The 22,516-nt window shown below is 68.7% G+C and carries 21 protein-coding genes and 1 pseudogene; 19 read left to right on the top strand and 3 right to left on the bottom strand.

All coding sequences use genetic code 11. From position 1 onward, the window contains the following. The 4 genes and pseudogenes from J4573_RS53105 to J4573_RS53090 form a co-directional block, all read left to right on the top strand. Nucleotides 1–500, top strand: a pseudogene (locus J4573_RS53105) (fibronectin type III domain-containing protein); the annotation flags it as partial. Nucleotides 501–632: 132 nt separating this feature from the next. After that, the gene (locus J4573_RS53100) at nt 633–1,922 is read left to right on the top strand and encodes a DUF6801 domain-containing protein (protein ID WP_307797569.1); all 1,290 of its coding nucleotides are present in this window, start codon (nt 633–635) and stop codon (nt 1,920–1,922) included. 59 nt (nt 1,923–1,981) lie between these two features. After that, on the top strand, nt 1,982–3,169 hold the full coding sequence (locus J4573_RS53095) for a lipase family protein (protein WP_243775041.1): 1,188 nt from the start codon (nt 1,982–1,984) through the stop codon (nt 3,167–3,169). Nucleotides 3,170–3,196: 27 nt separating this feature from the next. Beyond that, the gene (locus J4573_RS53090) at nt 3,197–3,757 is read left to right on the top strand and encodes a hypothetical protein (RefSeq protein WP_208264133.1); all 561 of its coding nucleotides are present in this window, start codon (nt 3,197–3,199) and stop codon (nt 3,755–3,757) included. A 59-nt stretch (nt 3,758–3,816) separates the two neighbouring features. Here the strand turns inward: J4573_RS53090 and J4573_RS53085 are convergent, their stop codons facing one another. Further along, nucleotides 3,817–5,193, bottom strand: coding sequence for a hypothetical protein (locus tag J4573_RS53085; protein ID WP_208264132.1), 1,377 nt, complete (start codon nt 5,191–5,193; stop codon nt 3,817–3,819). A gap of 90 nt (nt 5,194–5,283) precedes the next feature. Continuing rightward, nucleotides 5,284–6,405, bottom strand: a complete 1,122-nt coding sequence (locus J4573_RS53080) for a DUF6801 domain-containing protein (RefSeq protein WP_208264131.1) — start codon at nt 6,403–6,405, stop codon at nt 5,284–5,286. A gap of 304 nt (nt 6,406–6,709) precedes the next feature. Between J4573_RS53080 and J4573_RS53075 the strand changes: the two genes are divergently transcribed. The 14 genes from J4573_RS53075 (at nt 6,710) to J4573_RS55865 (ending at nt 20,817) form a co-directional block, all read left to right on the top strand. Beyond that, entirely contained in the window at nt 6,710–7,504 is a 795-nt protein-coding gene (locus J4573_RS53075; RefSeq protein ID WP_208264130.1) for an MlaE family ABC transporter permease, read from the top strand. A gap of 2 nt (nt 7,505–7,506) precedes the next feature. Next, on the top strand, nt 7,507–8,352 hold the full coding sequence (locus J4573_RS53070) for an MlaE family ABC transporter permease (protein WP_208264129.1): 846 nt from the start codon (nt 7,507–7,509) through the stop codon (nt 8,350–8,352). Then, entirely contained in the window at nt 8,349–9,629 is a 1,281-nt protein-coding gene (locus J4573_RS53065) for an MCE family protein (RefSeq protein ID WP_208264128.1), read from the top strand. The genes J4573_RS53070 and J4573_RS53065 overlap by 4 nt, the downstream gene beginning before the upstream one ends. Further along, nucleotides 9,626–10,714, top strand: coding sequence for an MCE family protein (locus J4573_RS53060; protein ID WP_208264127.1), 1,089 nt, complete (start codon nt 9,626–9,628; stop codon nt 10,712–10,714). Before J4573_RS53065 ends, J4573_RS53060 begins: the two co-directional genes overlap by 4 nt. After that, on the top strand, nt 10,711–11,850 hold the full coding sequence (locus tag J4573_RS53055; protein WP_208264126.1) for an MCE family protein: 1,140 nt from the start codon (nt 10,711–10,713) through the stop codon (nt 11,848–11,850). Before J4573_RS53060 ends, J4573_RS53055 begins: the two co-directional genes overlap by 4 nt. Continuing rightward, a complete protein-coding gene (locus J4573_RS53050; RefSeq protein ID WP_243775040.1) occupies nt 11,850–12,965 on the top strand; it encodes an MCE family protein in 1,116 nt (371 codons plus the stop codon). Before J4573_RS53055 ends, J4573_RS53050 begins: the two co-directional genes overlap by 1 nt. After that, entirely contained in the window at nt 12,965–14,143 is a 1,179-nt protein-coding gene (locus tag J4573_RS53045; protein WP_208264125.1) for an MCE family protein, read from the top strand. Before J4573_RS53050 ends, J4573_RS53045 begins: the two co-directional genes overlap by 1 nt. Next, entirely contained in the window at nt 14,143–15,504 is a 1,362-nt protein-coding gene (locus J4573_RS53040) for an MlaD family protein (protein WP_208264124.1), read from the top strand. The genes J4573_RS53045 and J4573_RS53040 overlap by 1 nt, the downstream gene beginning before the upstream one ends. 26 nt (nt 15,505–15,530) lie before the next feature. Next, nucleotides 15,531–16,064: a hypothetical protein gene (locus J4573_RS53035; RefSeq protein ID WP_208264123.1), complete on the top strand. Its 534-nt coding sequence runs from the start codon at nt 15,531–15,533 to the stop codon at nt 16,062–16,064. 27 nt (nt 16,065–16,091) lie between these two features. Continuing rightward, nucleotides 16,092–16,658: a hypothetical protein gene (locus J4573_RS53030; RefSeq protein ID WP_243775039.1), complete on the top strand. Its 567-nt coding sequence runs from the start codon at nt 16,092–16,094 to the stop codon at nt 16,656–16,658. A 14-nt stretch (nt 16,659–16,672) separates the two neighbouring features. Then, nucleotides 16,673–17,494 carry an Rv1363c family protein gene (locus J4573_RS55065; protein ID WP_243775038.1) on the top strand — a complete coding sequence of 274 codons (822 nt, stop codon included), beginning with the start codon at nt 16,673–16,675 and terminating at the stop codon, nt 17,492–17,494. 42 nt (nt 17,495–17,536) lie between these two features. After that, nucleotides 17,537–18,067: a hypothetical protein gene (locus J4573_RS53020; RefSeq protein WP_208264122.1), complete on the top strand. Its 531-nt coding sequence runs from the start codon at nt 17,537–17,539 to the stop codon at nt 18,065–18,067. Nucleotides 18,068–18,154: 87 nt separating this feature from the next. Then, a complete protein-coding gene (locus J4573_RS53015) occupies nt 18,155–19,156 on the top strand; it encodes a CE1 family esterase (protein WP_208264121.1) in 1,002 nt (333 codons plus the stop codon). A gap of 470 nt (nt 19,157–19,626) precedes the next feature. Then, a complete protein-coding gene (locus J4573_RS55865; protein ID WP_208264120.1) occupies nt 19,627–20,817 on the top strand; it encodes a helix-turn-helix domain-containing protein in 1,191 nt (396 codons plus the stop codon). On the opposite strand, the gene J4573_RS53005 is transcribed toward J4573_RS55865, so the two are convergent. Further along, nucleotides 20,743–21,330, bottom strand: a complete 588-nt coding sequence (locus J4573_RS53005) for a GNAT family N-acetyltransferase (protein WP_208264119.1) — start codon at nt 21,328–21,330, stop codon at nt 20,743–20,745. The two genes, J4573_RS55865 and J4573_RS53005, sit on opposite strands and share 75 nt — an antisense overlap. Before the next feature lie 61 nt (nt 21,331–21,391). Here J4573_RS53005 and J4573_RS53000 point away from each other — a divergent pair. Next, a partial coding sequence (locus J4573_RS53000) for a DUF4192 domain-containing protein (protein ID WP_279575916.1) occupies nt 21,392–22,516 on the top strand: 1,125 nt, incomplete at its 3' end.

The raw sequence follows: 22,516 nt of genomic DNA, 5'->3' as shown, positions 1-22,516 counted from the left end.
TGAAGGGTGAGACCTTCGTGAAGTCGCCGAACGGGAAGGCTCCGCTCTCCGGCACCGTGGGCGCGGACCTGAACCTCGACTCCGGCGACGTCGCGGTGGACCTGCAGCTGGCGAAGACCAAGGGCAACTTCCAGATCCTCGGCTTCCTCCCGGTGACCGCGGACATCCAGCTGGTGAACGCGGCTCCGACGACCGGCCTCTACAAGGACGGCCAGCTGACGACCACGTCGCACATCACCACCAAGCTGTCCACGTTCAACGTGTTCGGCGCCATCCCGATCGGTGGCGGCGACAAGTGCCAGACCACCAAGGTCTCGGACATCGTCCTCAAGTCCGAGGCGGGCAAGTTCTTCAACCCGGACGAGGGCGGCAACATCAGCGGCGACTACGAGCTGTCGTCGATCGACAACTGCGGCCCGCTCACCGGCATCCTCAGCATCTTCACCGCCGGTAAGGGCAACACGATCAGCATGGATCTCACCCCGAAGCCGGGTGCCTGATCTCCCACGCTGACGCGTAGCCGTCGATGAACGGCGGCCCCCGCCGTGCCCCATCGGGGTGCGGCGGGGGCCTTGTCCTAGAAGGCCCGGCAGTGACCGCCCGGGAAGCCCGGGAAGCCTGAGAGGCAGCACGTGAAATCCAAGAAGAAGGCAGGCACGGCCAAGGGCGTTCTGGCCGTGGCCGTCGGCGGTGCGGTAGCCGCCTCCAGCGTCGCCGGCATCGTCGGCGCGGGCCCGGCGTCGGCGGATCCGGTCAAGATCAAGCTCAACTACCACTGCACGTTCCCGCTGATCGGCTCGCAGCCGATCGCGGTGGAGATCAGCACGGACGTCCCGAAAACGGTCGCGGTCGGCCAGACCATGGCGGGCTTCAAGGTGGACTCCACCTCGACGGTGTCCGCGGACTCGACCCGGGGCCTCAAGGCGGTTCTGACCAAGACGCTGGAAGGCCACGCCCTGGCCACCGCGTCCCTCAGCGTTCCGGAGGAGCCCGAGGGCCTCCCCGTCGATGTGGACTCCCTCCTCGACAAGACCACCCTCCCCGACTCCGGGGAGTTCACCATCCACGGGCTCGGCACGTCTCCCGACCTCGTCTTCACCAAGCCCGGTCCGGGCAAGGTCACCGTCGGGGACCTGGTGCTGACCCTGACGCCGAAGCTGGACGACGGCGGCGAGTCGGGGCTCGGCACCTTCGAGTCCGAATGCAGCCAGGACCCGGGACAGAACAACGTGCTCGCCACGTTCGACATCACCGGCCCGACGCCGACCCCGACGCCCACTCCGCCGACCCCGACGCCCACCCCTCCGACGCCGACCCCGACTCCGCCCACGCCGACCCCGACGCCTCCCACCCCGACGCCGACTCCGCCCACGCCGACCCCCACGCCTCCGACCCCCACGCCCACCAAGCAGCACTTCGACTTCGGGCTGAAGGGCGAGACGTTCGTGAAGGCGCCGAACGGGAAGGCGCCGCTGACCGGCTCGGTCGGCGCGGACCTGGACCTGAACTCGGGCGCCGTCGACGCGGACCTGAAGCTGGACCCGACCAAGGGCAACTTCCAGATCCTGGGCTTCCTGCCGGTGACCGCCGACATCGCGCTCGTCCCTCAGGGCCGTACGGGCGGCACCTACACGAGCGGCCAGCTGACCACCACCTCCAAGGTGCTCACGAAGCTGACCTCGTTCAAGGCGTTCGGCGCCGTCCCGATCGGCGGCGGCGACCAGTGCCAGACCGACAAGCCGTCCGACATCACGCTGAAGTCCAAGGCGGGCGAGTTCTTCGACCCGGCCAAGGGCGGCGACATCAGCGGCGACTACGAGCTGTCGTCCATCAATAACTGTGGTCCGCTCACCGGCATCCTCAGCCTCTTCACCGCCGGCAAGGGCAACACCATCAATCTGACGCTGACCCCGAGGTCCTGATGATGCTGCCTGAACTCGTAAGCTCCCGTAAGCGACTCATCGCCCCGCTCCTGCTGGCGATGGCACTCCTGGTCACGATGGGAACGGTGGCCGTCTCGGCGGTCAACGCCCGCGCCGCCGCGCCCTCCGCCGACCCCGGCCCGCCCGGGGACGACTTCTACACGCCGCCGTCGCCGCTGCCGGCCGGAAAGCCGGGCGACGTCATCCGGGCCCGCCCGGCCAAGGCCGGTCCGCCGACCGCCCGCGGGCTCGCCGACGCCTGGCAGGTCATGTACCTGTCCACGAACGCGCTCGACAAGCCGGTCGCGGTCACCGGGATCATCCTGGTCCCCAAGAACGTCGACCGGGCCAAGGCGCCGATCGTCGGCTTCGGGCCCGGCACCAGCGGCCCCGCGTTCCGCTGCGCGCCGTCGAAGTTCATCGACCAGGGCGCCTTCTACGAGCAGTCCGCACTCAACGAGATGCTCACCAAGGGCTACGCGGTCGCCGTGACCGACTACGAGGGCTACCACAAGGATCCGAAGACCACCTACGTGGTCAAGTCGATGGGCTACAACGTCATCGACTCGGTCCGTGCCGCGCAGCGTCTCACCGAGACCGGTCTGTCCAAGGACGCCAAGGTCGCGTTCCGGGGCTACTCCCAGGGCGGAGCGGCCACGGTATGGGCCGGTCAGCAGCAGCCGCAGTACGCACCGGAGCTGAGCCTGGTCGGGATCGCCAGCGGCGGCGTGCCGTCCGACCTCGCCGCCGTGGGCGCCGCGCTGGAGGGGGAGAAGCCGTTCGGCTTCCTGCTCTTCTCCCTGCTCGGGATGGACAACGCCTATCCGGAGCTGAAGCTCGACTCCTACCTGAACGACACCGGCCGGACCATGTTCGCCGACTTCAAGAACAACGCGTGCACGTTGGAGCTCCTCCTGGGCTACCAGGGGAAGACGGTCGCCGACTACGCCAGCCCCAGCCCGTACACCAACGAGGCGTGGCTGAACCGGGTGGCGGAGAACACGCCGGGCTCCGATCCCATCAAGGTCCCGCTGTTCCACTACCACTCGACCTCTGACGAGATCGTCGCGTTCCAGCAGGACAAGGAGCTGAACGACGCCTACTGCAAGCTCGGCGTCCAGGTGACCTGGAAGACCTGGGACAAGCTCAGCCACATCACGATGATCAACCGTGCCGCCCCGGACGTCATGGCCTTCCTCGCGGACCGGTTCGCGGGCAAGCCCGCCACCTCCAACTGCAGCGGCTAGTCACAGTCAGTCACAAAGGAGAGAACCATGGTGGTACGGCGCATAATCGTCGGGGTCGCGCTGGCCTCGACGGCCACCTTCTCGGTGGCCGGATGCGGGTCGAGCTCGGACGACGGCGGCAGCGGCGGTAGCGGCGGCGCGTCCGAGAAGCAGGTCGCCTGGGCCGCCAAGGCCTGCGGTGTCATCAACCAGACCCCGTCGCTTCCGGTGCCGAAGCTCGAACTGGCGAACGCCGCCAAGTCCAAGGCGTCCATCGTCAAGCTCCTCAACGACGTATCGGTGCGGCTGAGGACCCTGTCGATGAACCTGAAGGGGCTCGGCGCGCCGCCGGTGACGGGCGGCGAGGCGACGTTCAACGCCACGATGAGCAAGCTCAGCATGACCAGCTCCACGGTGAGCACCGCCAGGCTGCGCCTCCAGATGGCCAAGGTGACCGACACCAAGTCGCTCGAGCAGGCCCTTGGGCCGGTCAAGCAGGCCTTCACCCAGTACGGCACATACCAGGGACCGCAGCAGGACCTCCGAGCGAACCCGGCGCTGGCTACCGCGTTCGACAAGGTCCCGACCTGCCAGCCGAAGAAGGCCTAGCGGCCGGAGATCAGTTCCCAGGCCCTCGTCGCATCCAGCGGCGAGGGCCTTCACCATGCCTACCAGCGGACGGTCTTCGCGCGGGAGAAGGCCCCGGCGAGGTGGGGGAGGGCGGCCCGGACCAGCCGGGCCACCGGCGGCCACATCAGATAGGAGGCCACCGCGCCCCCGTACCAGAGGTAGACCACCTGCCAGGTGGCGAGCGGCGGCGGCTTGATGACGTGATACCAGAGCGCGCTGAACTCCGGTGTGTACGAGCAGATCGGCTCCGCGAAGTTGTAGGTGGTGTTGCCCAGGTAGCACTGCTGTTGAACGTCCACATCACCGATGGCGACACCGATCAGGCACGCCCACAGCGACATCGCCAGCGCCGCGAGCGTGATGAGGTCGGCCAATGTTGCCGGCCCCGGCCGGTAGAGCCGTACGGCGAGCGCGAAGGCCGCCGGCACCGAGGCGAACAGCAGATACCGCGGGCCGTAGAACCACGCGCCATGCCACGACCAGTACATGGCGTAGGTCAGCAGCAGCCCGACCGTGAACGTCATCCACATGGCATAGAGCCGCCCGCAGGCATCGGGCAGGTCCCTGAGCCGCTGCCTGACCGGCAGGAACATCCCCGGGGCGAAGAACAGCAGCCCCTTGCCGAACGACAGGGTCAGCGAGAGCAGCCCGAAGAAGATCGGATAGCTGAAACCGGGTCGCCCCGAGTAGGGCATGAGCGTTCGCGGGCTGCGATTGGTGGCGTCGTCGTACCCGAGGTCGAACGGGTTCCCGCGCCGGATCCAGTTCTCGCCCAGCACCAGGGCGGTCACCAGGACCAGCGCGAGCCCGACGCGCAGCCGACGGCCGGACCAGATCCGCCGCCCGGTGAGCAGCACCATCGCGAACACCGTTCCGGGGGTGTTGGCCACCCCGACCGCGATCGCCGCCCAGCCCGCCGCCGCACCGGCCCGCGCCCTGGAGACGACGATCGAGACCGACCCGACCAGCACCAGGACGGCGGTGAAGACCTCACCGTAGTAACGCACCTGATGCGCGGCGAACATCGAGCCGAACACCAGCAACAGGAGGAAGGTCCGCGACAACCGTGGCGGTACCTTGCCTCGCAATGCGAAATGGCAGAATGCGATCCCGGCCATCAACAGGACGGCGTTGTAGTGGAGCGTCCACCACTCCTCGTGGCCGAGGGCCCTGCCGATCAGCCAGAGCGGCGCGGAGAGGATCGGGCCGACGAACGAGTATTGGGTGTCGGTCAGCTTCCCGTAGGCCATCAGCGCGTTCAGCTGTTCATAGCGGATGGTCCCGTCGCCCCATGTCGGATGCGGGATGAAGAACATCGCCCCCAGGCCGCTCGCGATCAGCAGGTACTCGATACAGGCCCGAGCCGGGTGATCATCGATGGCCTCGGTCAACGGCGTGCGCGTAGTGATGGTCACCCGGCTCAGCCTTAAGAGTCCTCAGGCCTCCGGTCTCCTGAGATTGTGCGCATGCTGGCGTTCGGTCTTGTCATCCGCTGACAGGCAAGGTCAGGCGGAGAGGTTCGCGTCGATGGTGTTGCCGTCGCCGGCGACGAAGTAGTTGATGAACGAGGTGTGGTCGCCGCAGTTCTCAAGAGCCGACAGGGCGTAGGTGCCGGCGATCGGCCCGCCCTTGGCGGGGTCGAAGCCCGGCTGAGTGGACTTGAGCGTGATCTCGGCGGGTTGCGAGGTCTGGCAGGAGTCCCCGCCTCCGACCTGGATGCCGAAGACGCTGACCGACGGCAGCTTGATGAGGACCTTGGACGTGGAGGTGAGGACACCTCCGGCCAGGGTGCCGGTGGTCTTGCCCACAGGGGAGAGGACGACGTCGGCCTTGGCGGGCAGGAAACCGAGGAGGCTGAGCTCGGCCGTGGCCGGCTTCAGGGCCAGGTCCGCCTGGACCTCACCGGGGGAGACGGGGGAGACCAGGGCGTCGAGCGTGCCGTCCAGCGGAAGCGTGCCGTTGGCCGCCTTGATCGAGGACGACCCCTTGAGGGCGAAGTGGCGCGGGGTCAGCGGGGGGACGTCTCCGATGATCGTGAACCTGGCGATCGTCGAGTCGGCGCCCAGGGGCCGGGTGCACGCCACGTCCTTGCCGCCCGGCCAGACAGAAGACCCGTCGGCCTTCTTCGCATCGAGGGACAGGTGCAGGCCCGTGACGACGATCGAGCCGTCACCCGTCTTGGTGAAGGCCGGAAGCAGGACCTGCGGTGAGAAGGAAACGGTCAGCGGTTCGCCGTCGCTGTCCAATGGCTTGACTCCACCGCCGTCCTCCGAGAGAGGGACCTCGCCTTCGGGGGACCTGACCGCCATGTCGGCGGAGACGCTCACGTTGACCGAGGTGGCGTGCTGGAGGCGGAGGGCCGTGGCCACCGTCCCCGGCAGCGTCACCGAGACGCCGAGGGAGGCGTGCGCCTGCTGGTGAAGCAGGATCTGTGACGGAAGGTCGGTGTGGAAGGTCGCCGGGACGGGCTGCCCGCCGATCAGCGGGAAGGTGCACGTGTGGTTGAGCGTGGTGTCCTTGGGCTCCGCGGAGGCCGGGGCCGCCGCGAGACCCGTCAGGCCACCGGTGAGCAATGCGGCGGCCACCGCGGCGGTGGCCCTGGAAATCAACTTTCTCGTCGCGTTCAATTTCATCTCCACGGTAGAGGTTAATGGCCTTGAATCGTGACACCGGTGAGATGATCGATCAATATCGTTGCTCGGCGGCTCACAAGGAAGTTTTCTGATTTGTTGGTCGACTCACAAGACCCGCTCTGAGCTGGGGATGTAGCACCCTCGACCACACGGTTTAGCGTCCGTCGATAATTCGTCTGCGCGCTTTATCAATTACTGCGTCATCCCTTGTTTCGGGAAATGACCGCTGAGTAACATCCCTGGAACATCACGAGTCTGGGGTTCCATTGAGTTGTCTTGAGAAGAATGGACGCGCGGCGTGAGCGCCCCGGGATTCTCGGTTCCCGGTCTCGGAGCGATCCGGACGATCGGGCAGGTGTTCCAGCTCGGCATCACCGTGCTGGGCTACCTGATCCGGCGGCCGCACAAGTTCCAGTTCGGCGAGTTCGTCGAACAGTTCTGGTTCATCGCGAGCGTGACGATCCTGCCGGCGTCGCTGGTGGCGGTTCCGTTCGGCGCGGTGACCTCGCTGCAGGTCGGGTCGCTGATCCAGCAGCTCGGCGCCGAGTCGTTCACCGGCGCGGCGAGCGTGCTGGTGATCATCCAGCAGGCCAGCCCGATCGTGGTGGCGCTGCTGGTGTCGGGCGTGGCCGGGTCGGCGATGTGCGCCGACATGGGCTCCCGGACCATCCGTGAAGAGATCGACGCGATGATGGTGCTCGGCGTCTCGCCCATCGAGCGGCTGGTCGTGCCGCGCGTGGTCGCGTGCATGGCGGTCGCGTTCCTGCTGAACGGCCTGGTCTCGGTCGTCGGCGTCGGCGCGGGCTATGTGTTCAACGTCTTCATGCAGGACGGCACGCCCGGCGCCTACCTCAGCAGCTTCTCCGCCCTGGCCCAGCTCCCCGACCTGTACGTGGGCGAGCTCAAGGCCGTGATCTTCGGCTTCATCGCCGGGGTCGTGGCCTCCTACCTCGGCCTGAACCCCGGCAAGGGACCGAAGGGCGTCGGCGACGCGGTGAACCAGTCCGTGGTCTTCGCGTTCCTGGTGCTCTTCGTCGTGAACATGATCCTCACCGGGATCTACCTGCAGGTCGTTCCCCCGAAGGGAGGATGACGATGGGTCTGCCGCTTCCCGGCCGGCGGGCGTTGCGCCATCCGAGCCGCTGGTTCAGGTTCCTGGACCAGCCCGGTGACCAGCTCATCTTCTATGTCAAGGCGCTGCTCTGGACGCCGCGCGCCATCCGCCGCTACCTGAAAGAGGTCCAGCGGCTGCTCGCGGAGGTCGCGTTCGGCAGCGGCGGCCTCGGCGTCGTCGGCGGCACGCTCGGCGTGATGATCGCGATGACGCTCGCGACCGGCGTGGTCGTCGGCATGCAGGGCTACTCGGCGCTCCAGCAGATCGGCTCGGCGGCGTTCACCGGGTTCGCCTCGGCGTACGCCAACACCCGCGAGATCGCGCCGATGGTCTCGGGCCTGGCGCTGTCGGCGACGGTCGGCGCGGGCTTCACCGCGCAGCTCGGCGCCATGCGGATCAACGAGGAGGTCGACGCCCTGGAGGTCATGGGCATCCCGAGCCTCCCGTACCTGGTGACCACGCGGATCGTGGCGGGCGTCGTCGCGATCATCCCGCTGTACGGGGTGGGCCTGGTCGCCTCCTACTTCTCGGCACGGCTCGTCACGACGGTGTTCAACGGGCAGTCGGCCGGCACCTACGACCACTACTTCGGGCTGTTCCTGTCGCCCATCGACGTGCTGCTGTCGTTCCTCAAGGTCTTCCTGTTCAGCGTGATGGTGATCATCTCGCACTGCTACTACGGCTTCCGCGCGCGCGGCGGCCCGGCCGGGGTGGGGCAGGCGGTCGGCAAGGCCGTCCGCACGTCGATCCTGCTCATCGGCATCACCGACTTCTTCATGAGCCTGGCGATCTGGGGGACCACGACGACGGTGAAGGTGGCCGGATGACCAAGCGGAGAAGGAGAAGATCCGCGGCCGAGGAGACCGTGGCGCGCCGCCTGGCGGGCGTGGTCTTCCTCATGGTGCCGATCCTGATGGTGGGCCTGTGCGTCGCGGTGTACGACAAGAAGTTCACCAAGGTCTCCATGGTCACGCTGCAGACCGCCGGCACCGGCAACGCGCTGCACAGGTACGCCGACGTGAAGCTGCGCGGCGTGACGGTCGGCGAGGTCCGGCAGATCAGCGCCACCGGTTCGGGCGCCACGCTGAAGCTGGCGATCCAGCCCGACAAGGTGGCGATGCTGCCGGCGAACGTGACCGCGCAGATGCTCCCCACCACGCTCTTCGGGCAGCGGTACGTGGCGCTCATCCCGCCCGCGCAGCCGTCCCCGGCGCGCCTCACGGCCGGCAGCGTCATCAGCCAGGACCGTTCGTCCAACTCGATCGAGCTGCAGCAGGTGCTCGACAACCTGATGCCGCTGCTCACCGCCGTACAGCCGTCCAAGCTGGCCACCACGCTCGGCGCGATCGCGCAGGCGATGGACGGGCGAGGCACGCAGCTCGGCCAGACGATGGTGCAGCTGGACGCGTACCTGAAGAAGATGAACCCCAAGCTCCCCGAGCTGAACCGCGACATCACCCAGCTGGTCAGTCTGACCCGCAACTACGACGAGGCGACGCCGGAGATCCTGCAGGCGCTGAACGACGCGACGTACACCAGCCGCACGCTGGTCGACCAGCAGGCGGGCCTCAGCACGGTCTACTCCTCGGTGACCGCGTCGTCGCGCGACCTCACCGACTTCCTGAACGAGAACTCCGGCAACATCATCCGGTTGTCGTCGCACAGCAGGCCGAGCCTCGCCGTCCTGGCGAAGTACTCGCCGGAGCTGCCCTGCACGCTGCGGATGCTGAACGACTTCATCCCGCGGATGGACCGGGTCCTCACCACCGACCCTGACAGCGGCAAGAAGCAGCCGGGCCTGCACGTGGACGTCAAGACGACGGACTCGCACGGCGCGTACCGGCCCGGCAAGGACAGGCCGGTCTACAACGACAAGGGCGGGCCGGACTGCTACCCCGTCCCGTACGGCGGCGGCGGAACGAGCGCGGCGACCGACGTCAAGATCAGCCGCGGCGGGCTCGGCCTGCCGAACTCTCCCGAGGAGAACCGGCTCGTCAACGCGCTGCTCGCGCCCGGACTCGGCGAGGTCCCCGGCGCGCTGCCCGACTGGAGCAGCGTGCTGGCCGGCCCGATCTACCGCGGACAGGAGGTGACGATCCGATGAGGCACAGGAAACTGGCCGGGCCGCTGATCAAGTCGCTGCTCTTCGTGGCGTTCACCGGACTCGCCACCACGATCCTGGCGGTCAGCATCGCGCAGGTGAACGTGGGCGCGACGCACTCCTACTCGGCGCGCTTCACCGACGCGTCCGGGCTGCACTCGGGCGACAGCGTGCGCATCGCGGGCGTGCAGATCGGCCGCGTCGACAAGGTCGGCGTGACCGACCGGCGGCTCGCCAAGGTCACGTTCTCCATCGAGAAGGACCGGACGCTGCCGGCCACCGTCACCGCGACGATCAAGTACGTCAACCTGGTCGGGCAGCGCTACGTCGAGCTCGACCGCGGCGCCGGCGTGCCGGGCGCGGGAGCGGGCGGGGGAGCGGGCGGGGGCGGTGGTGCGGGCGCGGGTGAGCTGCGGCCGGGCTCCACCATCCCGGTCGAACGGACCAAGCCCGCGCTCGACCTGACCGAGCTGTTCAACGGTTTCCGGCCGCTGATGCAGGCGCTGTCGCCCGGCGACGTCAACAAGCTCGCCGACTCGATCATCCAGGTCTTCCAGGGCGAGGGCTCCACGATGGAGACCCTGCTCAGCACGGTCGGCTCGCTCACCAGCACGCTCGCGAGCAAGGACCAGGTGATCGGCCAGGTCGTCGGCAACCTCAACAGCGTCATCGAGGACCTGAACGGCCGCAGCGACAAGGTCGTCGGCCTCGTCACCACGCTGCGGCGCCTGGTCTCCGGCCTCGCCGAGGACCGCGGGCCGATCGGCGAGGCGATCGGCGCCCTGGACGACCTGACCCAGAGCACCGCTGGTCTCCTCCAGGACGGCCGCGCGCCGCTGAAGAAGGACGTCGACCGGCTCGGCCGGCTGTCGCAGAACCTGGCCGACGAGTCGTCCACCGTCGAGAAGTTCCTCAACACGCTCCCGGTCAAGATGCAGGCCATCGGCCGGCTCGGCTCGTACGGCTCGTGGATGAACCTCTACCTGTGTGAGGCGGACTTGCACGGCGTCACCTACAAGCAGTACCCGGACGCGAAGCCGTCGCCGCCGACCGGGATCCCCGTCACCGCGGCGAGGTGCAAGTCATGAGCCACGCCGGAAACGGGCCCACCGGCCCCAAGCGCGGGCCTGCGCGCCTACCTGGGAGCGGGCCTGCGAGCCTGCCCGAGCGCGGGCCGAAGAGCCGCAAGAGCAAGCGCGCGGCGCGCGGGCCGCTGTTCAAGCCGGTGCGCGAACGCAATCCGATCACGGTCTTCTTCGTGGGCATGACCGTTCTGATCGTCGCGGCCGCCGCGTCGTTCCGCGCCGCGGACCTGCCGGTCATCGGCGGCGGCACGACCTACTCGGCGGAGTTCAGCGAGGCCGCCGGGCTGCGGTCGGGCAACGAGGTGCGCGTCGCGGGCGTCAAGGTCGGCAAGGTCACCGGCGTCCGGCTCGACCACGGCAAGGTCAAGGTGGAGTTCCGGGTGAAGGACACCTGGGTCGGCAACGCCAGCACGGCCGCGATCGCCATCAAGACCGTGCTCGGCGACAAGTACGTGGCCGTCGACCCGCTCGGCACCGGCCCGCAGAGCCCGAAGACGCCGATCCCGGCCACCCGGACGATGTCGCCCTACGACGTGACCGAGGCGTTCAACGACCTCAGCACGTCGCTGGTGAACCTGGACTCGGCGCGGCTCGGGCAGAGCCTGCAGACGCTGTCGGCCACGTTCTCCGGCACGCCGCCCGCGGTGCGCAAGGCGCTGGACGGCGTGACCGGCCTCGCCAAGGTGATCTCGTCCCGCGACACCGAGCTGAAGCGGCTGCTGGCCGGGGCCAACAAGTTCTCCGGCACGATGGCCGACCAGAGCTCGCAGATCGAGACGCTCCTCAAGGACGGCAACCTGCTGCTCGGCGAGCTGCGGCGGCGGCGCGAGGCGGTGCACGGCCTGCTGGTCGGCACGCAGCAGCTGTCCACCCAGCTGACGGGCCTGGTCGACGACAACCAGCGGCAGCTCGCCCCGGCGCTGCGTTCCCTGGAGAAGGTCACCACGCTGCTCGAACGCAACAAGGCCGACCTCGACCGGGCGCTGTCCATCGCCGGTCCGTACACCCGCCTGGTCGGCAACTCGCTCGGGAACGGGCGGTGGATGGACGGCTACGTGTGCGGCGTCGTCCCGAAGAACTACCTGCCTCCCGGCACGCCCCCGAAGACCGGATGCATGCCGCCCAAGGGAGGCCGCTGATGTCGGTGACCAAGAATCCCTCGCCTCCTCCCTCGCCCCGTCCCTCGGCCTCGCCCTCGCGGCTGCGGAGCGGGCGGGCGCGGGCGGTGCGGCGCGCTCTGATGCTCGTGACCGCCGGCGTCGTCGCCGTCGTGGTCGGCGCGACCGCCCTGGTGGTGCTGAACGGCCCGCCGGGCTACAAGGTCAGCGCGTACTTCACCCAGGCGGTCGGTGTGTACGCCGGGTCGGACGTGCGGGTGCTCGGCGTCAAGGTCGGCACGATCACCGACGTCCATCCCGAGCCGTCCCGGGTCAAGGTGACGATGCGGGTGGACCAGGGCGTCGACGTTCCCGCCCAGGCGGGCGCGCTGGTGATCGCGCCGAGCGTGGTCGCCGACCGGTACATCCAGCTGACCCCGGCGTACACCGGCGGCGCCAAGCTCGCGGGCGGGACGGTCATCCCGGGCGATCGCACCGGCACGCCGGTCGAGATCGACACTCTCTACGCGACGGTGAAGAAGCTGGCCTCTGACCTGGGGCCGAACGGCCTCAACCAGAACGGCGCCATCTCGAACGCGATCCGTACCGGCGCCGCCAACTTCGGCGGCAACGGGCAGGCGTTCGGGCAGACGCTGCAGGAGCTCGGCAAGGCGTCCAAGACGCTGACGGGCTCGCAGAAGGACCTCTTCGACACCGTCACCAACCTGCAGAAGTTCACGACGATGCTGCGGGGCAACGACTCCCAGGTCCGGCAGGCCGAGCAGCAGCTCGCCGACGTGACCGGATTCCTGGCCGACGACCGCGAGAACCTGGCGGCGGCGCTGAAGCAGCTCGCGGACGCGCTCGGCAAGGTGAAGGTCTTCATCCAGGACAACCGGGCGCTCATCAAGGCCAACGTCGACAAGCTGGCGTCCATCACGCAGGTCCTCGTCGACCAGCGCCGTTCGCTGGCCGAGGCGCTCGACGTGCAGCCGCTGAACGTGAGCAACGTACTGAACGCCTACGACGCCAAGAACGGCAGCCTGATGGGGCGGCAGAACCTCAACGAGCTGACCGGCTCCGGCAGCGCCGCGGGGGCTACATCCCAGGGTGGGCCGCCGTTGCCCCTCCCATCGACCGATGGAGGTGGCAACTGATGGCGCGCGTGAAATCTCCGGCCACCTCGCCTCGTGTGTTGCGTGCGGCCGTCGTCGGGACGGTCGCGGCGGTGACGCTGGCCGGGTGCTCGTTCGGCGGCATCCGGGGAGTGCAGGACATCCCGCTGCCCGGCGGCGCCGACGTGGGGGACCACCCGTACAAGGTCACCGTGCAGTTCGGCAGCGTGCTCAATCTGGTCCCGCAGGCCGCCGTGAAGGTGAACGACGTCGCGGTCGGCAGGGTCGAGAAGGTCTCCCTGCCGCGCGGCGGCTGGACGGCCGAGGCGACGCTGCTCATCAACGGCGACGTCAAGCTGCCCGCCAACGCGTACGCGCAGCTGCGGCAGTCCAACCTGCTCGGCGAGAAGTACATCGCGCTGACCGCGCCCACAGGCACCCCGGCGACCGGGCGGCTCACAGGCGGCAGCGTCATCCCGGTGACGCGGACCAACCGCAACCCCGAGATCGAAGAGGTCTTCGGCGCGCTGTCACTGCTGCTGAACGGCGGCGGGCTGAACCAGATCCAGACCATCACCAAGGAGTTCAACCACGCCCTGAACGGCAACGAGCCACAGGTCCGCTCGCTGCTCGAGCAGGTCTCCAAGCTGACCTCGACGCTGGACGGCAACCGGCAGGGCATCACCGACGCGCTCGACGGCCTGAACCGGCTGTCGGCCACCCTGAACGGGCGGCGAGGGCAGATCAACACCGTTCTGGACGACCTGGAACCCGGGCTGAAGGTGCTCGAACGGCAGCGCGGCGCGCTCGTCGGCATGCTGGAGGCGCTGGACCGGCTGTCGGGCGTCGCGGTGACCACCATCAACAAGAGCAAGGACGACATGGTGGCCGACCTGCAGACGCTGGAGCCGACCCTGCGCAAGCTGGGGGACTCCGGCAAGGACCTGCCGCAGTCGCTCCAGGTGCTGCTGACCTATCCGTTCACCGACGCCGTGATGCCGGCCATCAAGGGCGACTACCTGAACGTCTACCTGGAGATCACCGCCGCTCGCGGGACGGGTCAGATCATCCCGTCGATCCCCGAGGGCGGATCCGGGTCGCCGTCTCCTTCGCCGTCGCCCTCTGCGTCGAAGACGCAGGCGAACGCGGCCGGGGACGGGCCGCCGTTGCCGCTCCCGGCCAGCGATGGCGGCGCCGGTGCGCAGGGAGGGCAGAACTGATGATCACTATGGTCACGAGGTTCAAGGTCTGGGCCTTCCTCGTCCTCGCCGTCTGCACGCTGACGTTCGTCGGGCTCAAGTACGCCGCCCTCGGGACTTATGTGGGCTACCGCGACTACTACGTCGTCAACGTCGAGCTGCCGCAGGCGGGCGGGCTTCTGGAGTACTCCGACGTCACCTATCGGGGCGTCTCGGTCGGGCGGGTCGGGCCCGTGCGCCTCACCAACGACGGCGTGGTCGCCGAGCTGCACATCAAGAAGTCGGCGCCGAAGATCCCGCAGCGCAGCGCGGCGCTGGTCGCCAACCGTTCCGCGGTCGGCGAGCAGTACATCGACCTGCGGCCCGACACCGCGAGCGGCCCCTACCTGGCGGCCGGCTCCCGGATCGACAAGAACTCGACCGGCACGCCCGCGCCGGTGACCGACGTGCTGAAGTCGGTCAGCGACCTGGCCGGGTCCGTGCCGCTCGACGACCTGCGGACGATGGTCGACGAGCTCGGCATCGCGTTCAACGGCCAGGGCCAGAACCTCCAGACCCTTCTGGACAACGGCGCCGCGTTCACCAAGGAGGCCGACCAGCACGCCGAGCCGACCACCAAGCTCATCGTGGACGGCGAGGTGGTCATGCGGACGCAGAACGAGGAGGCGGGCGCGCTCAAGTCGTTCGGCCACAACGCGCGGCTGCTGGCCAAGCAACTGCGGGACTCCGACACCGACTTCCGCCGCCTGATCGCGGCCGCGCCGGGCGCCTCGGAGCAGTTCGCCGGGCTCGTCCGCGACCTCGACCCGAACCTCAGCGTGGTCCTCGCCAACCTGCTGACCACCTCCGACCTCCTGCTCACCCGCGTGAACGGGCTGCAGGAGCTGCTGGTGAACGTCCCGAAGGCGGTCTCGGCGGGCTCCAGCATGATCAACGACAAGGGGCAGCTGAACTTCTCGATGGTCACCACGTTCTTCCAGCCGCTGCCCTGCACCAAGGGGTACGGCGGCACGACCTACCGCAACGGACTGGACACCTCGCCCGGCAAGCCGCTGAATACCGCCGCCCGATGCGCCATGCCCGCGTCGAGCGGGGTGAACGTGCGCGGCGCGGGCAATGCCCCTAGCGGCGGGGTCCCGAGCCCTGCCCGGCCGGGCTCTTTGCTGAACAGCCCGGCCGGTGCCGTTCTGCCGGGTGCGCTGGGGCTGCCCGCCCTGTCGTCCGCGTTCGCGTCCGGAACGGGCGGGGCAAGCGGGGCAAACGGGGCGAGCGGGGAGAGCGCGTCCACCATGAGCGACCTGCTCGGCCTGACCGGAGCAGGACAGCTGACGGGAGCTGGGCAGCTGACCGGAGCAGGACAGCTGACGGGAGCAGGGCAGTGAGCGCGGCAGTCGCTTCACCTCGTTCCGTGTCCAGGCGGCCTCAGGGGGCCGGGTCGCGCTGGCTCCGCTGGTTCGCCTGGGTGGCACTGCTCGCCTCGGCGGCCTTCGTCGCCTGGTCGTCGTGGTCGCTCTGGCAGGCCTGGCAGGGATCGGACGACGCCGCGTTCGCCAAGGACCGCGACCTCGTCCTGCGCACCGGCAAGCAGCAGGTCGCCGTCCTCAACACCATGGACTGGACGCGCGCCGACGCGGGCCTGCGCCAGTGGGCGAACGTCGCGACCGGGCCGCTGCACGACCAACTCCAGCGCGAGGCCCCCGCCAGCCGTCAGAAGATCGTTCAGGCCCGTCGGACCGCCGTCGCCACGGTCGACGACGCCGCCGTCCTGTCGCTGGACTCGCGTTCGGGCACCTCGCAGCTGATCGCGACCGTGCAGATCCGGCTCACGCCCCAGGGAGGCCAGACCACCGTCCAGCGCCAGCGCTTCGAGGCAGGGCTGTCCCGGACGCCGCAGGGCTGGCGCCTGAAGTCGCTCACCGCGATCCCGGTCAGCCTGGGCTGAGCGGACGAGAGGACGGAGGAGAGGACGATGATGCGCAACGCACAGCTCCTGGAAGACCTCGAGGCGGAGGAGATCGAACCGGTGCCGCGTCGTCGCGGGTTCCCGTTCAAGGTCCTCGGCCTCGCCGTGGTGCTCGCGCTCGTGGGCGCCGGGCTCTTCTTCGCGCGCGGTCCCGTGAGCGAGGACTCGCCCGCCGCCGACAACCGCGCCCTCACCGACACCGACGCCACAACCAAGGCCATCGGCGACGTCAGCAACGCGCTGACCCGCATCTTCACGTACGGGCCCGAGGACACCGCGACCGCCGAGCGCGCCGCTTCGGAGTCCCTCACCGGGCATGCCGCCACCGACTACCAGCGCCTGTTCGGCCAGGTGAAGCAGCAGGCGGTGGCGCAGCGGCTCACCCTGAAGACCCACGTCGTACGGGCCGGGCTGATCAGCCTGACCGGCGGCCACGCGCAGCTGCTCGTCTTCCTCGACCAGGTCGCCACCCGCGCCGGCAAGCCGTCCGGCACCCCGGCCGCGGCCCAGCTGTCGGTGACGGCCGACCTGAAGGACGGCCTGTGGCGCATCACCGAGATCAAAGCCCGCTGAAGGGGGTGACACCGATGGCCAAGCAGGCCACCGACGTTGAGGACGCAGAGGCAGTCGAAGTAGAGGACGCAGAGCCCGCCAAGGACGTAGACGAGGCGGCCGAGGACGCGGCCGAGGACGTAGAGGACGCGGCCGAGGATGTAGAGGACGCGGCCGAGGACGTAGAGGCTGCGGCCGAGGACACCGGCACAGAGGAAGCAGAGGACACTCAAGACGCCTCTGCGGAGACCTCAGAGCCGGACACAAAGCCTTCCGCGCCTTCCGCGCCTTCCGCGGCAAAGGGTGCGGCGGACAAGGCTCGTGCGCGCGTGAGCGTCAGCGCGGTGGAACGCCTGGATCCCGTACGCGTCACGGCGATCGTGGTCACTCTCGTCGCTGCCATGGCGGCGGCCTGGTTCGGATGGTCGTGGTACGGGGCGAAGCACGATGACTCCCTCGCCTACTCGGCCGCACGGGACGAGGCGCTTCAGAGCGGCGAACAGGCCATCCAGAACCTCAACACCCTCGACTACCGCTCCCTCGACAAAAGCCTGCAGACCTGGGTGGACTCCTCAACAGGCGACCTTCAACGCGACATCACACAGGGCCGTGCGGGCTTCGAGCAGAAGATGCGCGAGGCGCAGACCGTGAGCACCGCCAAGGTCCTGGAAGGCGCCGTCACAGAGCTCGACGACCGTTCCGGCAAAGCGCGCGTCATCGTGGCCGTCGAGGTCACCGTGACACCGCCCAAGGGCGATTCCGTCGTCAAGCGGAACCGCCTCATCGGGGAACTCACCAGAACGCGCGCCGGCTGGAAGCTCAGCGCAGTAGCTCCCGCTCCCGTAGGCAACGCCTAGGAACTCGTAGGAACGCCTAGGAACTCGTAGGAACTCGTAGGTATGAACATGGAGATTCGGCTGCCCGCCGTACTGGCGACGGCGACGGTCCTGCTGGGCGGCTTGGCCGTGTGGTCCCACCAGCAGGCGAACGAACTGCGCGACACCCCTGTCGCGCGCAATGTCGCGCTGACCGACAACGCTCGTACGAGCCAGGTGAAGGGCGAGGTCACCGACGTAGTGAACACCGTCTTCTCCTACAACTACGCCGACACCTCCAAGACCGACGCCGCGGCGCGAACGCGGCTCACCGGCAAGGCCGTTCAGCAGTACGACGGCATGTTCGCCGAGGTGCGCAAGCAAGGCCCCGGACAGAAACTGGTGCTCACCACGACGGTCACCGAAGGCGCGGTGAAAATGCTCCAAGGCGACCGTGCCCGGCTCCTGCTTTTCGCGGACCAGCGCAGCACGCGAGGCTCGGACGGCAAGAGTTCCTATGCCGGTGCGATGCTCGCCGTGGACGCCGTACGAAGGGCCGGGCATTGGCGGATCGCCGCCATCGACACGCTGTCGGGAACCGCTTCCAAGCCGTGATCGTCGTGCGTTTCGGCACACAATCCGCCGACGAATTCGGCGGCGGCGATATAGCGCGAGCGTAACGTTCGAGTGAAGATCGTCCGCATGAGAACCATCGTGCGGGCGGCGCTCGCGGTGACGGCCATGGTGCTGGCCGCGAGCGCCCACCCCCCGCCCGCGACGGCCGCACAGGCGGCCCCCACCCCCGCGAACGCCGCACAACAGGCCACCTCAGCGACGGCCACCCCCGCGAACGCCGCACAGTCGGCCACCTCCGCGCTCACCCCCGGCACGCACGCGCGCACGCTCACGATGCCCCAGTTCAACTGGCTGGTGAAGGACCCGTGGAACCGCTCGTACCTGCTGCACGTGCCGGCCAAACGGAAGGCCGGCGCCCGGGCGCCCCTGGTCATCGCCCTGCACGGTGGCCTGAACGACGGCAAGTACATCGAGAACCAGAGCGGCCTGGACCAGGTCTCCGACGCCAACGGATTCCTGGTCGCCTACCCCGACGGCTTCATGGGAACGTGGAACGGCGGCGGCTGCTGTTCGTTCGCCCGCGTCGCCGACATCGATGACGTGTCATTCATCGACAAGCTCATCTCGACGCTGGTCAACGAGGGCGTGGCCGACCCCAAGCGCATTTATCTCACCGGCTTCTCCAATGGCGGGGGATTGGCGTACAAATACGCCTGCGACCGGCCCGGCAAGGTGGCCGCACTGGGCGTCGTCTCGGGCGCTCTGGCGACACCCTGCGGCAAACAGACGGACCTGTCCATATTGGCCTTCCATGGCACCGCGGACTTCTCCGTGCCGTATTTCGGCGGCGGCAACATGGACTATGACGTCAAGGTGCCGTTCCTGCCGGTCAACACCGTCGCCGACATCTGGCGGCGCCTGCTGGACCTGCCCGCGCTGACCCTGAACATTCTCTTCAAGGGCGCCACGGGCTGCATGAGCACCGGCCGCGGGCACTATGGCGACGAGGTCGAACTCTGCACCATCATCGGCGGCGGGCACGAGTGGCCGCAGCTCAAGGGAACCGCCGGCGTCGACGGCAGCAAGATGCTCTGGGCGTTCTTCTCCACGCACCCCCGCATCACCTGAGGACCTTGCGTACCACCTGAGGACCTTGCGCACCACCTGACGGCCTTGCGCACCACCTGACGGCCTTGCGCACCACCCCACAACTCCGCACATCGCCGGAGAGCTTCACGCATCATCCGCGGCAGGGCGGGCCCGGTTTCGGTTTCGTTTGGAATCGTTCACCGGACCCGCCCTGACCTGCTCCTCAGGTCCAATTCGATCATCTGGGACGCGGTGTCCCGCAACTCCCTGTGAACCACCACCCGGGTTGACTGGGGTGTTTCCCCATGTGACAGCGGGATGTCGCCAGTAGCGCCCGTTCAACTTCCATCCGCACGCTGACCTAGGCAGACGTGCGGTTTTGTCAACACGGGTCACAAGGTTCACGGAAAGCTCGCACGAACGTGACAATCATCACGACCACCCATGCGCCATCCTTGTGGGACTCGGGGTGTCACAAGTGGTCCGTTCGTCTGCAGGGAGTCTCGGCGATGACGAAAGCGCAGTTGGACGTCCGTCCGTTCGAAGCCATTCCCCGGGACCTGGCGCGCCGCATGCGCCCCCACTCGGGCCTGGCGGCCGACCCGGTCCCGGAGGCGGTTCCCGTCGCCGTCGACCCGGCGACCCGCAAGGTTCAGGAACGCATCGTACGGTGCCTGGAGCACTTCTACGCGCTGGTCGAGGACCCCCACGCCGCCTGGGAGCGCATCGCCCCCACCTACGTCGAGCTCGGCAGGGAGATGGCCCGCGACGGCCAGGACCTCGACGAGATGCACATGCTGATGTGCCGCACCGCCCGTTCGGCCTGGCACTCCATCACCGCGATCGCGGACTCGCTGGACATAGAACGGTCCACCCTAGGAATGATCGCCGACGCGCAGTTCAGCTACATGGACGCCGTCGCCGCCCTCGTCACCCAGGGGTACGAGACCGAGTCGGCCGGAACCACCGAGGCGCTCCACCGCCGCCGCACCCGCCTGCTCGCCCTCCTCCTGGCCGAGCCGCCCGTTCCCGAGGACGTCATCGCGGACGCCGCCCGTTCCGCCGAATGGCGCCTGCCGCGCACGGTCGCCGCGGTGACCCTGAAGCCCCGCCGCATGACGGCTCACCACCCGCCCGCGCTGCCCCCGGACGTCCTGGCAGACCCACCGGTCCTCGTTCTGCCAGACCCCGAGGGCCCCGGCCGCCTGCGCATACTCGAACCCCTGCTGCGCAACTGGGTCGTCGTGGTCGGCCCCACCGTTCAGCCCACCCAGACGGTCAAGTCCCTGCGCTGGGCACAGGAAGCCCTGGAACTCGTAGGCCGAGGCGTCATCGCCGGCACGGAAGTCGTCCGCTGCATGGACCACGTGCCCACCCTCGCCATCTTCCGCGCCGAAGAGCTCATCGAGCACGCCGCCGCAGCACGCCTGGCCCCCCTCCGCGCACTCTCACCCGTGCAAGCGGAACGCCTCTCGGAGACCCTGCTCTCCCTCCTGGAGAACAAGTTCAACGCCACCGAAGCGGGCAACCAGATGCACGTTCACCCGCAAACCGTGCGCTACCGCCTGCGCCGCCTAGAGCAGCTCTTCGGCGACGACCTCTTCGACCCCCGGCGCAGCCTGGAACTAGAGATGATCCTGCACGCGCGCCTGGGCAACGTCCGCACCCGCGACGAGGTCCCCGCCGCCGCCAGCGAGTAGGTCGGTGCGCAGCAAGCTGTACGTCACCCCATCGCGGTAACTGCCATCGCGCCACCCGCACCCGCGCATGACACCCTCCCGCGTGAACCCGGCCTTCTCCAACGCCCGCTGCTCCGCGACGTTCTCCACCTCGGTATCGGCCACGATCCGATGCACCGTCGTATGCGCGAACAGGTACCGCGCGAGAAGAACGTGCACGGTGGTTCCAAACCCCCGCCCCCGTGCCTCCGGCAGCAGCGCGATCCCCATCACCCAGCAGTAGACCGCCGGCGTAAGGTCCCGCCGCCGCCAGTTGACGAACCCCAGCACGGACTCCTCTTCGGCCATGAGCACACCCCCGTCCGGCCCCAGCAGCCGATCCTCGGCCCACTTCTCCCGGAACCGGAGCATCCCGTACCACCCGAACCAGGAGAACTCTCCAGCCACCTCCGGATCCTGAGTCAGCGCCTCAAGCACCTCAAGATCCTCTTCCCGCGCCGGCCGCAGCCGCACATCACCCATGCCGACGATCATCGGTTATCCACAGGAACGCGTTCTACTGTTGACCCGGAATTGATTGCGCCAGCCTCAGAACATGAGGAAAACACCGCTGGCCATCCGTTCCCCCCAAGACGCCATAGCCGCCGTCCCCTACCTCCTCGGCTTCCACCCGACCGAAAGCATGGTCGTCATCGGCTACGAGGGCCCACACGACACATGCGCGATGCGTCTCGACTTACCCCAGTCCGACCCCGCAGATGTGGCCGACCGGGTAGCCGCCATGCTCACCCAGAACAACTTCCGAAGAGCCCTGATCCTCGGCTACGCCTCAACAGAGGACGCACTCCCCACCCTCAAGGCGACCAGCCAAGCCCTGACCTCCGCGGGCCTCGCAGTCACAGAGACCCTGCGCGTAGAGAACAACCGCTGGTGGACCCTGACCTGCGACGACCCGACCTGCTGCCCACCCGAAGGCAGGCCGTACGACATCACCACCACGGTCGTGGCCGCCCAAGCCACCCTCGCCGGCCAGGTAGCCCTCCCAGACCGTTCCCACCTGGCCCTCTCAGTCGCCCCCATCAACGGTTCCGCCCGCCAAGCCATGCGCCAGGCCACCGACCGAGCCGAGGAGCAATTCCTCTCCTGGCGTTCCCTGACCCCCGCCCAACTCCAATCCCGCCTCCTGACCGCAGGCCTGTCCCTCCTGGCCGACCTCCGCACCCGACACCCCACCAACGAGGACATCGCCTGGCTGGGCGTCTACCTCACCAGCCTCCGAGTCCGCGACGAGGCCTGGATCCGCCTGGACCAGGACAACCCCCACCGCGACATCGAGTTCTGGCGCGACATCCTCTGCCGCATAGAGGAGCCCTACGCCGCCCCACCCGCCTGCCTCCTGGCCCTGGCCGCCTACACCTCAGGCGACGGCGCCCTGGCCAACGTCGCCCTAGACCGAGCCGACGACGCCGACCCCGCCTACACCCTCGCCGCCCTCCTCCGAGAGGTCATCCGAGCCGGCATCCCACCCACCGACATCCGCCTAAGAACCACCCCCGCCCAACTAACCGCCCGAGAGGGCCCCCCAACACCCCAACACCAACCCCACACCCCCCCCCCCCCCCCCCCCCCCCCCCCCCCCCCCCCCCCCCCCCCCCCACCCCACCCCCCCCCCCCCCCCCCCCCCCCCCCCCCCCCCCCCCACCCCCCCCCCCCCCCCCCC

The sequence above is a fragment of the Actinomadura barringtoniae genome, assembly GCF_017573505.1.
In the GTDB taxonomy this organism is placed as follows: Bacteria; Actinomycetota; Actinomycetes; order Streptosporangiales; family Streptosporangiaceae; genus Spirillospora; species Spirillospora barringtoniae.
The sequence above is the reverse complement of the archived record's forward strand: the minus strand, read 5'-3'. Positions and strand labels throughout refer to the sequence as shown.